Raw genomic sequence first — 16789 nt, 5'->3', positions numbered from 1 at the left:
TCAAATTTTTTAATAGTGCGAATTTCTGCAGAATAAAATAATATGAAAAAGGCTACTTTATACATCTTACTTTTGCTATCATTTTTTAAGAGCAATGCTGAATATAATAATGACTTATTTAATCAGGCATTGAGTTACTATAACCAGAAAGAATATGCTACAGCATTTAAAATATTCGAAAAATTATTTTCAGATAATAATACTGAAGAAACAAAAAAAATTCTTTCTAAATATTATGCTGCCGATTGCCTTTTTAACATAAAACAATTTGATGCATCTGCAATATTATTTGAATCTTTCAACAGTCAAAATACTTTTTCAAACTTGCGGGAAGGAGCTTTATATAAATTAGGTGAAATATATTTTCAAATAGGAAGTTTTAGAAAATGCAGAGAAAGATTATTGACTTTAACAGAAGCATATCCACAAACTTCATACAAAGGTTCAGCTTATTACTGGATTGCAGAAGCATATACTGCTGAAAAACGATATCTTGAAGCAGAAGAATACTTTCAGAAAGCAATAGAAAATAGAGAAACTAATGATTTTATAGTAAATACTTTTTTTTCCTTTGGCCAATTGTATGAAAATATTGGCAACTTTACTGAAGCTGTAAATTATTATGACCAGTTGCTTGCTTATTATAAAGATAGTCAGCTTGCTCCTTTTGCACAATTAAGAATTGGAATTTCTTACTTTAATCTAAAAGAGTATGATAGTGCCATTCTTGAATTAACAAATCCACTAATAAAAAATTTACCTCCTGAAAATATTATTGATGCTAAATATTATTTAGCAAACTCATATTCCAGAATTAAGGATTATCAAAATTCACTTGCAATTTTGACAGAATTATCAAAAGAAGAATTATCCAATGAATTAAAAAGAATTATTATCTATAACATAGCCTGGACAAAATTTCAATTAAATGATTACGAAGGAGCATTCAATATTTTCAAAGAATTATCTGAACCTGAAGCTGATTCAATTTCAATATATGCATTTTACTGGAGCGGTGAATGTAAACGTTATGCAGGTGAGATTAAAACGGCTGATGAAATCTATAAAAAGTTTCTTGAAAAATATCCCTCGCATGCTTTAGCTGCTCGTGCACAATTAAGCAAAGGAACTGTTTATTTTACTTCAAATCAATCAAAAGAAGCGGAAAAATCTTTAATTAATGCAACAATTGCAGGCGATGCTTTAACAAAAGCAAAAGCATTTACTTTGCTTGGAGAAATGAGATTAAATAGCAACAACTATTCAGATGCACGAAATTATTTTTCATCAGCTTTGAAATTTATTTCAAATGATATTCAATTGAGTAATCGAGCTAAACTTGGATTGGCTATAAGCGAATTTTACTTGAACAATTTTGGCTCTTCTTTACAGTATCTTCAAGAACTATCTTCTAAATACAGCGATTTTGAAAGTGATAAAGTTAATTTTTACATGGCTGAAAATTATTTTGCAAGAAAAGAATATGCAGCTGCTCTTAAGCATTATAATAAAATTAATTCTACAAATGAATTAATCAAAAAACAAACTTTGTTGGGAAAAGCTTATTCGTATTTCAATCTGAAAGATTTTTCTAATGCTGTTTATTTCTTCAATGATTATGTTAACAAATACCGTAACGACAAAAATCTTACAGAAATTAAATTGAGACTTGCAGATAGTTATTATGCTTTGAAAAATTTTGATAAAGCAAGCGTGATTTATAAAGATTTATTCTCTGGTGATAAATCATTTCTTCAAAACGAACAGGCTTATTATCAATATTGTCAGTCCCTGTATAAAGCAGGCAAGACAACTGAAGCTATTAGAGAATTTGCAAATCTCCAAAAAAAATTTCCGAATTCAAGATATGCAGATGCATCACAATATGTTATTGGTTGGATTTATTTTCAACAGGGCGACTTTCAATCTGCTATTAACAATTATCTTAATTTAATTAGAAGATTTCCACGCTCAGATTTAATCCCTGTAGCCTATTATTCTATTGGCGATTCTTATTATAACATTGGTAATTACGATTCTGCAATTGTTTTTTATAATAAAGTGCTGGTTGAATATCCTAACACTCAATATATAATTGATGCCGTAAATGGAATTCAATATGCATACATTGCTAAAGACCAACCAGCTCTGGCAATTAGCTCGATAGAACAATTTATTAAAGAAAATCCTGGACTGAAATTGAGTGACCAGATTTATTTTAAGAAAGGAGATATTTATTACAGTCTTGATGATTATTCTAATGCAATTAATGCTTACAAAGAATTTATTCAATACTATCCAAAGAGTGAATTAATTCCAAATGCTTATTTCTGGATTGGTAAATGTTTTGCGAATCTCAAAAAAGAAAATGATGCTATAGAGAACTTTAGTAGAGTTTTAGAGATTTCAAAAAAATCTGATATAGGAATTTCTGCTGCAATTGAATTGGCTAATATTTATTCTAATAAAAAACAATATACTTCTGCAATTCAGGTTTTGAATTCTTCGATTGATGCAGTACCAACTTCCAACAGAATCCCTGAACTTTTATATTTAAGAGGCACTGCTGAAGTAAAAGATAACAATATGAAAGCAGCTTATTCAACTTTTGAACAAATAATTACTTATTATGAAGGAAACATCTTTGCAGCAAAATCAAAAGTTGAATTAGGAATACTTGAACTTAATAAAGGCAATTACGAAAATGCTATTCAGTTATTAAAAGAAACTGCAGAAAATAGAATTGATGATATTGGTGCTCAAGCCCAATATTATTATGGATTGGCATTATTTAATCAAAATAAAATTAATGAAGCAATTACTGCTTTCGTTAGAGTAAGGTCAATTTTTTCTGCTTATGATGAGTGGTATACAAAGTCACTGCTTAGACTTGGTGATTGTTATGTTAAATTGAATGACAAAAAACTTGCTCGTGAAATGTATAGAGCTGTTCTTATAAGACATCCCAAAGGTGAATACGCAATTGAAGCTAACAAAAAGTTAAAACAACTATGAAAAAAATTTTTATCACGATATTCTTTGCAAATATTATTCTTATTGCACAAACCGAACAAAAAAATGTTGAACTGCCAGATTTTGTAATAACTGGAAGACAAAAAATTGATGTTCAGACTGTTGAAAAGAAAAAAGCAGATTTAATCGGAATTGTATCTGAAGATTTTTTAATGCCTCGTTACTCGCCGGAAGAACTGCCATTGTTAATATCCTCAGTCCCTAAACCAATTATACCTTCAGTTGATGATTTGAACAATTCTTATTTTGGAAATATTTATATCGGTTTAGGAAGATATAGTTATCCAGTTGGTGAACTACATCTTAATAAATCAATGAATTATTATTTACTGCATGCTGATGTGTGGGGTTTGAATATCAGGGAATACATACCATATTCAGGATACAATTCTTCCGGGGTTAATGTTGAAAATAATTTATTTGTGAGCACCAAATCAGATTTTCTTCCCGGCAGCGAAATAAAATTGAACGGAAAATATTTTAGAGATTCATACAAATTTTTTGGTTCACTTACGCAGGATTCATTAAGAGAAAATTTTAGAACTAATGGTAATTTTTCTTTTTCTAATAATTACAACAAATGGATTAATGCAGGCTTAAATTTGCAGGTAGATTTGTTAACTATCAAAAATTCTATAAAAGAAAAATTATTATCAGGCTCAGGTTATTTTGAAACAAAAGCGCCTAAATTCATCCTTGGAACAAAAGCTTTATACAAAAAACAATTTCTTGAAAATAATTTAAGTGGCATTGATAATTACAGCTATTATGAACTCGAAGCATATTCAAAATTGTATTCTTTAAAAAATGTAATACTAAACTTTGGAATTAATTATTCAAAAAATAACAATAATAATTTCTTATCTCCTTTCGCATCAACACAAGTAAAATTATATAATGGATTAACATTGAAAGCGGAGTTTACTCCGCACACTGAATTTTATTCAATCAATGATTTATTAAACAAAAATATTTATATGAATAATGATTCCATAGACAATGTTTTTATGAAAATCCCATTCAACTTATATGCATCTCTAAAATATGATTATGAAAATATATTAACAGTGAAATTGCTGGGTAATTATAGAACAATCAATAATTATCCATACTTTGAAGATAAAATAAAAAAAGGTTTCTTCAATATTTATTCATCTGAAGAAGTAAAATCTTATTCAATTGGAACTGATGTTCTATTTAATTCTTCATTTTACGGTTTTTTAGATTTTAGTTTTATGATAAATCAAGTGAAAGATAAAAGTGATAATTATATTCCTTATAATCCTCTTTATCAATTAAATATATCTTACGGATATAATTTTTATTTTGGATTAGGAGTTAAAATCAAATACAAATTTTATAAAGATTATTATGCAGACATTATGAATAAAAAATTAATTCCTGACTATCATGATTTCTCGGCAAGTTTAATGTATGAACTATTTAAAAGCTTATCTTTAAGAGCAGACTTTCATAATATTTTTAATAAAAGTAATTTTGTGTTTGAAGGATATAGAGAAAAACCTTTTGATATAATTTTGGGAATTGAATATCGATGGCAATAACATTGAAATAGTGAAGATGACAAAAAGTGAATTGCAAACAAAAGTAGCAGAGGTGTTAGGTGTTTCTGTTTCCGAAAAGGAATTAGCATATGATATTTTTATCTCAAGAATAGCTGACCTGTTAGCTCCTGATTTGACAATTAAAATTCCAGGTTTAGGATTTTTTCAGTTAAAAAAAACTCAAAGCGGCGAAGTCTCTTCTGAAATTATCTTTTCTACTTTAGATGAAGTTATTGAAGGAGAACCAAAGCATCTTTTTTTAAGCCTTGAATTACCTGAAGAAAAAAAAGCAGAATTAACAACCAAGAAAGACGAAATCAGTGATGATATTTTTAGTATAGGTGTTGGCAAGCCTTATATTCCATTGTCTGATAAATTAGAAGATAATGCAGAAGCCTCTTATATTTTTTTGAGAAAATCAATTGAAGAAAGAGTTAACGAATTAATTTCAGAAGCTGAACATCTTCCAAATTTTAATTTTATGGAAGAAAACAACAAAATATTAGAAGAACAAAAAGATGTTTCTGCTCAACAAAAATTATCGGAATTAACATCAGATTTGGAATTTGAAAAGAGCATACCAATTGAGAACGAAGATTTTATTGCAAACCATATAGCGAAAACACTACTCGATATAGAAAAGTTTGATGAAAAAATTAGTGATAAAAATGAGAGCTCTTCTGAATTAACGCCAACAGAATTACTCGAAGATTATAAACCTCAAGAAAATTTAGATATGGAAAAGCCAGAAGAGATAGAAAGTAAGGAAGATGATGAACCAAAAGAAATTGAGATTGAGCTTGGAAAACATAGAAGAGATAATAAAGCTGATAGGTTGAATATTGTTGAAGATGATTCATGGATTCGCTCTGAAATTAATATTGAAGATAAAAATAAAGAACAAGAAGATAATTTTGAGCATGAGAAAAAGGAAGAAAGTTATCTAGGGCTTAAGAAAAAAGTACCCGAAAAAATTGAGTGGAACTGGGGTGATGAATTAAGAGAAGAACTGGAGTCTTATAATAAAGATTTTGAAAATGGAAGTGAAGTAGAAGAGGACTTTGATTTTTATGAAAATAAATCAAGCATTAAGAATGAAAAAGTTGATGATATATTAAAAACAACAAAACCTTTATCATCAAAATTATTTGAAGAATTAGAAAAGACAATAAAAAAAGAAATTGAAGAAACAACAAAAGAATTAATCTACTCGGAAAATCAATACAGTAGAAAAAAATATGAATTTATCGAAGCAGATGAAAATCAATTTGACAGAAAAGAAATTTCAAGAACACACACTTATGATGATGAAAGAAAATATATTTCGCAGGAATATGGATATAAGAATGATAATAAAACTTTTGGGAAAACTTTTTTGATTCTATTCTTTTCATTTGTAGTAATTGCAGGTATGATAGTATATCTTCTTTTACCTAATAAAAAATTGGGAACTAAGAATCCAAATCTTGATGAAGGACTAAATTTAGATACATCTGAAAATCGTGAACAGGTAATTGCATCTTTGCCACAGGAACAAACAGTAATCCCAGAAGAAAGTGATTTCCCAAGAGTTCCAGTGTTGCCCTCGGTTAAAAAGTCCGAACAAAAATTAGAAAAGCCAAAAGAAGAGATTATAAAACCTTCAGATGAAACGTTATATAGAAACATTTTGAATGATACGCGTATAAACAGGACAATTTATTTTGATGGAAAGACTTATAATGTTCAGGTTTCATCGTGGAGAAATAAACTTAAAGCCGAACAAGAAGTAAAAAGATTAAGAAGGGAAGGTTATGATGCTTTTGTATTGATTGCTAATCTTCCCGAAAAAGGAGGATTATGGTATCGAGTAAGAATTGGTTCTTTTAAATCACTTGAAGAAGCAAAAGAATTTTCTTCTAAAAATAATTTCTAACAAAATGGAAGGTTAATATGGATTTACTTTCAATTTTCCTTAAAGGTGGATGGATAATGTATTTTATCCTGATATGTTCGATAATTGCTCTTGCAGTAATTATTGAAAAATTTATTGTATTGAGAAAGGCTAAGGTAAATGTCCCGGCATTTTTAATTAAAATTAGAGCAATGCTTAAAAAGAAAGATATTGAAGGAGCAATAAATTTTTGTTTACAGGAAAGAACACCAGTTTCAAACATTGTAAGAAAAGGATTGAAAAAGTTTAGATTTGGCCATCAAAGAGTTGTAGAAGCAATTGAAAGCGCAGGCAGACAGGAAATTGGCAGACTTGAAAAAGGTCTTTCAATATTAGCAACAATATCTGGTATTGCTCCATTACTCGGATTTTTAGGAACAGTAACTGGTATGATTGGTGCATTTATGAAAATACAGGAACTTCAGGGTTCAGCAAATCCTTCGGATTTGGCAGGTGGAATCTGGGAAGCATTAATTACAACAGCATTTGGTTTGATTGTTGGAATTCCTGCACTTGCATTTTATAATTATTTTGTAAGTGCAATTAATAAATTGGTTATGGATATTGAACTAATTACAAATGATATTATTGATTTGCTTGATGATACATCAAAGCAGCCTGCATATGATGATGAAGAAGAAATAAATTTATAGGAGCTTAAAATGAAATTTGAAACTACAAATAAACCCTTAAGCATATTTGCTTATTCATCACTTACAGATATTGTAATGCTTCTGTTGATATTTTTTCTGTTAACATCTCAATTTGTAATTCAAACAGGAGTGAAAGTAAAATTGCCAGGTGCCAAAAACAATGAACAGGCAGCTCCATCAAAAATGATTGTAACAATTACAGAACAGGGTAGAATATTTTTGGGTAACGAAGAAGTTGGAATTGACAAACTTGCAGGTAAGCTTGAATTAAATAAACAAAAGACAAATGAAAATAATTTAATTATTCGTGCAGATAAATCTGTTAAAATTGATTTAGTAATTCGAGTAATAGATGCTGCTAAAGGAATTGGAATAGATAGATTTACAATTGAAACTGAAAAAGAGACATTTTAATTATGAATAAAAATCCAAGAAATATTTCTTACATAATTTCATTTATTATTCATGTAATTATCATTATTGTTTTTGCTTTTATAAATTTATCTGTAGGTCTTGAAGAAGAAGATTATGTTACAATTGGATTTGGAAGTGGAATGAGTGCTGGCAGTGTTGGTCCTCTGGGACAGGATATGGAAACTCAGCAAACACAACCAAAGAAAGAAATGATTAAAAAAGATGAACAGCAAAAAGTTGAACTTCCTAAAACAAAGACTTTGGATGAAGAAAATTTAATTGCAAAAACTGATAAGAAAAATCAAAAAGACCTAAATACAGAAAAGATAAAGCCATTGAATACAAATCAGCAGAAAGCAAGTGGTACAGAAGATGCAGGAGAAGGTATAGGCGGTTTTGGTTTTGAACTCGATTTTGGCGGGAAAGGAATTCGAAAAATTTACAGTTATACATTACCAGAATATCCTGAAGGTGTTTCCAAAGAAATTGATGTTAAATTAAAATTTACAATTCTGCCAGATGGAACAGTTGGAAAAATTTTCCCGTTGATTAAAGCTGATGCAAGATTGGAAATGGCTGCAATTAATTCATTGCGTCAATGGAGATTTGAACCGCTTCCTCCAAATGCAAAGCAGGTAGAACAAACAGCAATTATTACATTCCCTTATCGTCTTCAGTAACCTTTTCTTCTTTATAATAAAAACGATAAAAAAAGAATTCAGCAATTGAAAGAAGTGTTAAAGAAATTGTATCTGCGTCAAAATGAATACCAAAACCTTTGCTGTCAAAAAATATTTTTACAATTGTTGTAGAAATTGACCAGCCTACAGAAAAAAGAATGATGATTAAAGCAACATTTATTAATGCTGTGCTTAATGATTCTTCCTGCCACTTTTTTGTGAATATTACCGTTATAAAGATTAGATGAGCTGCAAAAATTAATGCCGATACCATTCTTATTCTTCACTTATTTTACTATTTATAATTTGAGCCCCAATTAATCCACCGATTATACCGAAAATTGTATCAACAAGAAAATTATTAATGATTACTGAAAGTGTATATAGAAATGAAAATCCGTGTTCAATTATATCATTACGGACAATTTGAAATAAATTTATTACTTCGTTGCGAATTTCATCACTTAAAGGAAAATTGTTGACCATTTTCTGAAGTTCAGGAAACATTGCCACCACATCATTATTCCTTGTGATAAAAGTTATTATGATATCAAATAAAGAACCAAATAATGCAGCATAAATTCCTGTCATTAATCCAATCATTAAAGCATGCTTCATTGTAGTTTTTGTTGTTATACGATTTGCTTTCCTATCAAGCAAAATAGCAATGAATGAAGCAGCTGGAATAATTAAACAACATGAAAAACTTTTAACAAGTGGGACAACCTGCAAAACACCTGCACCAAATCCGCATACGAATGATGATATATATTTTCTCATTTATCTAATTGAATTTCATTAAAAAGATTTATTAAACTTTTGTAAAAATATAAAAATAGAACTGAACCGAAAAGAAACCCGGTAAAAAATGCTAAAGTTTTTGAATAACTGTAAATATTTAATGATACAAATAAAATATCAATTATTATTGGGATTATAGATATAAAAAGAAATTTGAGATTTGTGTGTAATATTTTTTTAACGACAAGACTTACAATTGATGAAAGTAAAATACCAGAATAAATTCCAGCACATCTTGAACAAACAAGTGAATGCCCGCAGTTAAGTTCTATTAATTTCCCGGATTTTTGATGACAGACTAGTGAATATGTTTTTTTAATAAATGGCAAAATTATAATTGACTTAGGATAAAGTTTTGTCAGGCATTCAAAAAATATTCCTGTATACCAGATTGAAATTAAAATAAATATGAGTAGTTTAAATCTCAGTCTCAAAATTATTCTGATATTATTTTATAAATCAAAATTTTTTTTGGAGTTAATAAATACAATTTTTGGTTGAATATTAAGCAGTCTGTTATTATATCTTCAATTTGAGGGTCAAAATTTTTAAACTCAAGAGTCTGTAAGTTATTCTTTGACAAAGAAAAATAAATTATTTTTTGTGAGCAAAGGATAATTCCGGAAAATGTTGAATTTATATTAATAAGTTGTTCTTGAAATTTAAATTTGGAAATGTTGTTGCCAAAGAGGTCATAAATCAAAAGAAAATTATTATCTATTACCAAAATTTTATTATCAATTATTGCAAGTGCACGGGGATTCTGCAAAGCAAAATCTCCAGATTCTCTGCTTCCAATCTCTGCTAAAAATTTTCCTGCAGAAGTAAATTTTAAAATTCTTGAATTATCAGAATCAATAAGAAAAATGTCGCCCTGACTTGAAATTCCTGTTCCAATTGGATATCGAAATTTATAAAAGTCATTTTCAATTGAATTAGCTGATAGCGAGGAAATATAATTCAGGTCTTTATCAAATATTTGAATTCTGTCATTAAATTTATCTGCCACATATACATTTAAGGTTGTGGCAGTAATATCTATCGGTAAATCAAAAGAATTATTGTCAAATCCATATCCGCCAAAAGTTTTTAATGTGTTTCCAAGAGTATCTAATTTTATTATTTCATTTTCTGCTGCATCTGATACATAAATAAATCCAGAAGGATTAATACTAAATGCATATGCTGAATTAAAGGAACCAATTTCATTTTGGAATAAGAAAGACTGGGCTTGAGTGTTTTGATTCGTTAAGAATAAAAAAAGTAAAATTGACATGTAAGAAATTAATCTACTTATTGTGACAATGATTTTGTGAATGTACTCAGAATAATTTTTTAGTAATTCTATCATTATGATTTTATTATTAAAGAATTAAGATAAATATTCGATTATGAATTATAAAAAATACTTTTGATTGCAGGCACAATTTATGTAAGATTTTACTTAATTAAAATAAGTTTATTTATTAAATTTGTTTCAAACATAAGGCTATAAATTGTTGCCGGGGGGAAAATGAAAAAGACATTAATAATACTGATGTCATTATTAGTTTTGCTTTCTTCATGCAAATTAAAAGAAGAAAGTGATATTACAGGACCTGAGGGAGAAAATATTTCAACACAATTAAAATTATTATCCCCGAACGGTGGCGAATCCATTGTGGAAGGCAGCTCGTTTGACATCAAATGGAGCGGAAAAACTACCTCGCTTGTTAAAATTTTATATTCGATTGATAATGGAATAAGCTGGAATTTAATAGCTGATAGTTTGAAGAATTTAGGCATATATGCATGGTTTCCGGTTCCGAGTACTATTTCAACTCAATGTAAGATAAGAATTGCATCAATTGATGGTTCAACTTCTGATGAAAGTGATGATGTATTCAGTATTATTCGTAGTACAAACGAAAGTTTAAAAATTACTTCTCCAAATGGCGGCGAAGAATGGGAAGCTGGTTCTTCAAAACAAATAAAATGGTTCAGTACTGGAATTGATTCGGTGATTATTGAATATACAACCGATAATGGCAATCATTGGAATTATATCACAACAGATAGAAAAAATACTGGAATTTATTACTGGGAACCAATTCCAAATACCCCCTCAACTTTAGCCAAAATAAGAATTAAAGATGCTAAGGATGGAATACCATCAACCGAAAGTGAAAAACCTTTTAATATTTTGCCAGAGCCAAAGATTAAGGTAATTACACCAAATGGAAAAGAAATCTGGCTTGCAGGTTCATCTCAAAAAATTGAATGGATTTCTGAAAATGTTGAATATGTTAAAATAGCATATACAACAAACAATGGCTATAACTGGAATACAATAATTGAGTCATATCCAAGTGTTGGGTTTTATGAATGGAAGCAAGTTCCAAATGTAAATTCAAAATTGTGCAAGATACGAGTTTATGATGCAAAAGATGGTGAACCATGGGATGTTTCAGATGAGACATTTGAAATTACCAATCAGGTAAGTCAATCAATTAAAATTATAAGTCCAAATGGAGGAGAAAGCTGGCAGGCTGGAACTTCTCAAAATATAACATGGTCATCGGTAGGTATCAAAAAAGTGAGAATAGAATATTCTTCTAATAATGGTTTAACATGGGATGAAATAATTAATAATTTGTCAAACTCAGGAGCTTATGAATGGAATGTCCCAAATACATTATCAACACAATGTCTTGTAAGAATTAGTGATGCAGAGGATGGCGAACCAGTAACACAAAGTGATAAAGTCTTTAAAATAGTTCCTCGACCCGAAATTAAAGTTTTGTATCCAAACGGTGGTGAATCATGGCCAGCTGGAGTGCTTGATACGATTAGATGGCAATCTATTGGAGTTGAAAATGTTACAATAATGTTTTCTGCAAATAATGGAATTACTTGGGATATGCTTATAGAAAAAACTCCTTCTAATGGAAAATATCCAGCAAGTTTTACATCACCTTCCAATCAATATAAAATAAGAATTTTTGATTACGACAAAGGTTCCCCACTTGATGAAAGTGATGGAACATTTACTGTTACACCTGAACCTATGATTACTGTATTAACTCCAAATGGTGCTGAAGAATGGTATGCAGGTTCGAGTGACAATATTAAATGGATATCAACAAATATTAAATATGTAAAAATTGAATATACAACAAATAACGGAGCTACATGGGATTTAATTGTAGATAGAACAGAAAGTGATGGAGTATATAGCTGGAATCAAATACCAAATGTAAGTTCACTTTTGTGCAAAGTAAAAATTAGTGATGCCGATGATGGTAACCCCTCCGATGTTTCAGATAATGTGTTTACAATTATTAACAAAGGTAATCAATTAATTAGGGTAACAAGTCCAAATGGAGGTGAAAAATTAACAGCAGGTGCTTCATATAATATAACATGGGATGCAGCAGGAATTACTAATGTAAAAATCGAATACACTACTAATAATGGAATTTCATGGAACACAATAGTTAACAGCACACCAAGTACAGGATTTTATAATTGGGCTATAATTCCAAGCACAGCATCAACAAATTGTAAAATTAGAATTAGTGATGCACAAGATGGCTATCCTTCAGATGAAAGTGACCAATTTTTCTCAATTGAACCAGAACCAAGAATAAAAGTATTAGAACCCAATGGTGGAGAAAGCTGGAATTACGGAACACCTGAAGAGATTAGATGGGAATCAGAAAACATTAAGAATGTAAAAATAGAATATACTACTGATGGCGGAGGGACATGGATTCCAATAGTTAATAGCACTCCAAGTATTGGTTCATATATATGGAATGATATTCCTAATACAAATTCTAATCAGTGTAAAGTAAAAATTAGTGATGCTGATGATGGTGTCCCTTATGATTTGTCGGATAACAATTTCCAGATATCAAATCAGGTAGTTCAATCAATAAGAATTATTTCTCCTAACGGAGGAGAAAGATGGCAAGCTGGTACTTCTAAAAATATTACATGGGATTCTAAAGGAATAAATAATGTTAATATTGACTACACAATTAACAATGGTTTAACATGGATTCCTATTGTTCAGAATATTCCAAGTTCTGGTTCTTATGAGTGGAATCCTATTCCAACCGTAAATTCAACTCAATGTAAAGTAAGAGTTAGAGATGCAGCAGATGGAGAACCATCGGATGAAAGTAATACTACATTTACTATACAGCCAAGTCAATCGATAGAAGTTGTTTATCCTTATTCAGGAGTGGAATTGCTATCGGGAGAAAAATTCAAAATTAAGTGGAAATCTACAGGGATAGAATATGTTAAGATTGAATTTAATCCGTACAATTCTACTTTCAGTTATGATTGGATAGTACTTGTTGATAGTGTATCGGGCACAGATGAAGGAAATGGAATTCGCTCATATGAAGCAAGCTTTTCTGTTGTATCAGATAATTATGTAATTAGAATAAGTGATGCTGTCGACGGTACACCAATGGATTATTCTGATGGAGTATTTAAGATTAAACCAGCACCACAGATTCAGATTCTTGTTCCAAATGGTGGTGAACAATGGCTAGCTTCTAAACAAAATGTTTCTACTTCAGATATACAAAATTATCATCCTTATGAGATTAAATGGAATGCCAATAATATTAAGAAAGTAAAAATTGAATGGTCAACAAATGGTGGAGGAAGCTGGTATACAGTTCCAGGCGCTGAAAGTACTGAGAATGATGGTATTTTTATCTGGGCACCGGGTCATAAAGATTTAGTTCGACCCGATAGTTCTGATAATTGTAAAATTAGAATTTCTTCTGCAGATGCAGGTGTTACAGCAATTGATGAGACTGATGGTTACTTCTCAATTCATTCGAGTAAAAAAATAAAAATTGAGTATCCTAACGGTGGTCAATATTTTTATTTAACAGCTGATGAAATGCAAGATCCTAAACCTTCAGACCATTGGCCAATGTTAATTAAATGGACTAGTTATGCAATTTCTGGTAATGTAAATATTTATTACAGTATTCAAAATGGAGCTGAAGGAACATGGAAACCTATTATAACAAATTATCCTTCAACTGGTGCTTACGGCTGGGATTTTATTTTTGGAAATGTTAAAGAGTTATTGCCTTCAACATTATTGAGAATTAAGATTGTTGACTCAGCTGACGCAAAAATATGGGATGTTAATGATAATCCAGTAAATCTTAATATAATAGGGAATTAGGTTAAAACTGCTTAAAATAAGAATTAGTAGTTTGAGCTTATTTGAATGTTTTTTGTTAATTTTACAGTGTAGATTTGCCCCGTGGTGTAATTGGCAACACGTCTGACTCTGGATCAGAAGTCTCCAGGTTCGAACCCTGGCGGGGCAGCAAAAATGTTCTTATCTAAAAATACATCTTTTAATGCCTTTTAATTTTAGAAAAATTCAAAGTAAATAATAACACACATGAAAATGTCCTTTCTTTTATATAAAGAATTTTTCCTTTTTAAAATAGATAACGAACTTTTTAAGATATTTTAATCAGTTATATTGTTATTAGTTTTAGTTTATGTTTATGAAGAAAGTGCTTATTATAGAAGACGATAAAAATTTACGCGAAAACCTTAAGATTGTTCTTTCTAAATATGACTATCAAGTTTATTCAGCTGAAAATGGGAAAGAAGGTTTGTTAATGACAGAACAAACAAAACCTGATATAATATTGTGTGATATAATGATGCCCGATATTGATGGTTACAAAATTTTAAAGATTGTCCGCAATAAAAGTGAATTATCCTCCGTTCCATTTATTTTTTTAATAGCTAAAGCCGAAAGAGAAGATTTAAGAAAAGCTATGGAATTAGGAGCAGATGATTATATAACAAAACCATTCAAAGTAGATGAATTGTTGAAAGCTATTCAAGTTAGACTGGATAAAAGTAATTTGTTGACTCAAACATTACTAAAAAAATCAAATAATGTATATGTATTTGTTAAGTGTGATAATCAAATAGAGAAATTGGATTTAAATTCAATAGAGTGTATAATAGCTGATAATATTTACTCAAAAGTATATCTAAATTCTAAGAAATTTATAGCAGTAAGAAAGTCACTAAAGAAGTGGGAAGAGATTTTACCGGAAGATAAATTTATTCGTGTGCATCGAAAGGCAATTATAAATGTTCAATTTATTCAAAAAATAGAGAAATGGTTTAATCAAAAAATGAAAATTACAATGATTGATTTTGATGAAGAAATTTATGCGAGTAGAAATTACACACATAAACTAAAGGATAAATTGTTTATATAGTTCTAAAAAATTACGGAGACAAAAAGATGAATAAACGCCAACTCGGGAAAAATGGTCCTTTCATTACCACAATTGGATTTGGTGCATGGGCAATTGGTGGTCCCTGGCAATATGGCTGGGGGAAAGTTGATGATGATGAATCTATTAAAGCTATTCATACAGCAATTGATAACGGCATAAATTGGATTGATACAGCTGCAGTTTATGGTTTTGGTCATTCCGAAGAAGTTGTGGGTAAAGCAATTAAAGGAATTAGACATGAAGTTTTTATTGCAACAAAATGCGGAATGATAAATGATGGTAAAGGAAATGCTGTAGTTAATCTTAAACCAGAAAGTATAAGAAAAGAAATTGAGGAAAGTTTGCGAAGACTTCAAACCGACTATATTGATTTATATCAATTTCATTGGCCTGATCCTAATACTCCTTTAGAAGATTCGTGGGGTACAATGGTAGAATTGAAAAAGGAAGGGAAAGTAAAATATATTGGAGTTTGTAATTTTGATGTGCCTTTGCTTAAGAAATGCATGGAAATTGAACATGTGCAATCTTTACAACCGCCATACAGTTTATTAAGGAGAGATATTGAAAAAGAAATTTTGCCATATTGCCTTCAAAATGAAATTGGTGTAGTTGTTTATAGTCCAATGCAAGCAGGATTACTGACAGGGAAATTTGATATTAATAAAATTGCTGAAGATGACTGGCGTAGAAAAAATAAATATTTTCAAGAACCTTATCTTTCCAAAGCACTAGCATTTGTAGAGAAGCTAAAACCAATTGCAGAAAAGTCGAATAAAACTGTTGGCAATCTTGCAGTGGCCTGGGTATTGATGAATAAAGCTGTAACTTCTGCTATTGTAGGAGCACGTAAAAGTGAACAGGTAATAGAAAATATTAATGCTGATGGTTATTTGCTTTCAGAAGATGAAATAAATGAAATATCAAAATTATTAGAAGAGTTTGAATTATAGTTTTGTTGATTCAAAAATTGATATTATAAAAGAGTAAATCTATTTTTGTTTAATATTTTTTTGGCGCATTCGTCTAGTGGTTTAGGACGCCGCCCTCTCAAGGCGGAGATCACGGGTTCGAATCCCGTATGCGCTACGAACAAGGCGGAGATTACGGGTTCTCCCGAAGGGACTCCTTTGGAGGAATTCCGTATGCGCTACAAGAAGTTAGAATAATAGTAGAAATGTATTTTGTGTACATTTTAAAAAGCAAAAGAGATGGTACATATTATTATGGTTCAACCGTAGATATTGAGAAAAGATTAAGAGAACATAATTCAGGGAAATTGAGGTATACAAAAGGACATCTACCATATGAAATACATTATTATGAAGGATATGAAACGAGAAAGGAAGCAATGAAAAGGGAGAGGTATTTTAAGACAATTGAAGGATATAGATGGTTGAAGGAGAAAGGGATAATATAA

The 16789-nt window shown here is 30.0% G+C and carries 14 protein-coding genes and 2 tRNA genes; 12 read left to right on the top strand and 4 right to left on the bottom strand.

All coding sequences use genetic code 11. From position 1 onward, the window contains the following. The first annotated feature begins 42 nt into the window (after positions 1-42). From VJY32_RS10715 to VJY32_RS10690, 6 genes are read left to right on the top strand one after another with little or no spacing between them, the layout of a single operon-like run. The gene (locus VJY32_RS10715) at positions 43-3015 is read left to right on the top strand and encodes a tetratricopeptide repeat protein (protein WP_353677910.1); all 2973 of its coding nucleotides are present in this window, start codon (positions 43-45) and stop codon (positions 3013-3015) included. Continuing rightward, positions 3012-4598: a hypothetical protein gene (locus VJY32_RS10710; protein WP_353677909.1), complete on the top strand. Its 1587-nt coding sequence runs from the start codon at positions 3012-3014 to the stop codon at positions 4596-4598. Before VJY32_RS10715 ends, VJY32_RS10710 begins: the two co-directional genes overlap by 4 nt. A gap of 16 nt (positions 4599-4614) precedes the next feature. Beyond that, entirely contained in the window at positions 4615-6513 is a 1899-nt protein-coding gene (locus VJY32_RS10705) for an SPOR domain-containing protein (protein ID WP_353677908.1), read from the top strand. 17 nt (positions 6514-6530) lie between these two features. Next, the gene (locus VJY32_RS10700) at positions 6531-7184 is read left to right on the top strand and encodes a MotA/TolQ/ExbB proton channel family protein (protein WP_353677907.1); all 654 of its coding nucleotides are present in this window, start codon (positions 6531-6533) and stop codon (positions 7182-7184) included. Between the two features lie 9 nt (positions 7185-7193). Beyond that, complete coding sequence (locus VJY32_RS10695) at positions 7194-7598, top strand: ExbD/TolR family protein (protein ID WP_353677906.1); 405 nt, start codon at positions 7194-7196, stop codon at positions 7596-7598. A gap of 2 nt (positions 7599-7600) precedes the next feature. Then, positions 7601-8278 (top strand): energy transducer TonB, encoded by a 678-nt coding sequence (locus VJY32_RS10690; RefSeq protein WP_353677905.1) that lies wholly within the window; start codon positions 7601-7603, stop codon positions 8276-8278. Here the strand turns inward: VJY32_RS10690 and VJY32_RS10685 are convergent. Genes VJY32_RS10685 through VJY32_RS10670 form a run of 4 tightly spaced genes read right to left on the bottom strand, consistent with a single transcriptional unit; the run spans position 8253 to position 10430 of the window. Further along, entirely contained in the window at positions 8253-8552 is a 300-nt protein-coding gene (locus tag VJY32_RS10685; RefSeq protein ID WP_353677904.1) for a hypothetical protein, read from the bottom strand. The genes VJY32_RS10690 and VJY32_RS10685 overlap by 26 nt on opposite strands. Before the next feature lie 2 nt (positions 8553-8554). Further along, on the bottom strand, positions 8555-9058 hold the full coding sequence (locus VJY32_RS10680) for a hypothetical protein (protein WP_353677903.1): 504 nt from the start codon (positions 9056-9058) through the stop codon (positions 8555-8557). Further along, positions 9055-9513 (bottom strand): DUF2085 domain-containing protein, encoded by a 459-nt coding sequence (locus tag VJY32_RS10675; RefSeq protein WP_353677902.1) that lies wholly within the window; start codon positions 9511-9513, stop codon positions 9055-9057. Before VJY32_RS10675 ends, VJY32_RS10680 begins: the two co-directional genes overlap by 4 nt. Positions 9514-9515: 2 nt before the next feature. Further along, positions 9516-10430 (bottom strand): NHL repeat-containing protein, encoded by a 915-nt coding sequence (locus tag VJY32_RS10670; RefSeq protein WP_353677901.1) that lies wholly within the window; start codon positions 10428-10430, stop codon positions 9516-9518. A gap of 162 nt (positions 10431-10592) precedes the next feature. Here VJY32_RS10670 and VJY32_RS10665 point away from each other — a divergent pair, with 162 nt between their 5' ends. The 6 genes from VJY32_RS10665 (at position 10593) to VJY32_RS10640 (ending at position 16789) form a co-directional block, all read left to right on the top strand. Further along, positions 10593-14279 carry a hypothetical protein gene (locus VJY32_RS10665; protein WP_353677900.1) on the top strand — a complete coding sequence of 1229 codons (3687 nt, stop codon included), beginning with the start codon at positions 10593-10595 and terminating at the stop codon, positions 14277-14279. Positions 14280-14354: 75 nt separating this feature from the next. Then, positions 14355-14427 (top strand) — tRNA-Gln (locus VJY32_RS10660). 186 nt (positions 14428-14613) lie between these two features. Next, a complete protein-coding gene (locus VJY32_RS10655; RefSeq protein WP_353677899.1) occupies positions 14614-15348 on the top strand; it encodes a LytR/AlgR family response regulator transcription factor in 735 nt (244 codons plus the stop codon). 26 nt (positions 15349-15374) lie between these two features. Then, positions 15375-16322, top strand: coding sequence for an aldo/keto reductase (locus VJY32_RS10650; RefSeq protein WP_353677898.1), 948 nt, complete (start codon positions 15375-15377; stop codon positions 16320-16322). A gap of 62 nt (positions 16323-16384) precedes the next feature. Continuing rightward, positions 16385-16458 (top strand) — tRNA-Glu (locus tag VJY32_RS10645). Continuing rightward, positions 16451-16789 carry a GIY-YIG nuclease family protein gene (locus VJY32_RS10640; RefSeq protein ID WP_353677897.1) on the top strand — a complete coding sequence of 113 codons (339 nt, stop codon included), beginning with the start codon at positions 16451-16453 and terminating at the stop codon, positions 16787-16789. Before VJY32_RS10645 ends, VJY32_RS10640 begins: the two co-directional genes overlap by 8 nt.

The organism is Rosettibacter primus (genome assembly GCF_036860675.1).
GTDB lineage: Bacteria > Bacteroidota > Ignavibacteria > Ignavibacteriales > Melioribacteraceae > Rosettibacter > Rosettibacter primus.
Note: the sequence above shows the minus strand (reverse complement) of the source record. Positions and strands in the feature narration are given on the sequence as shown.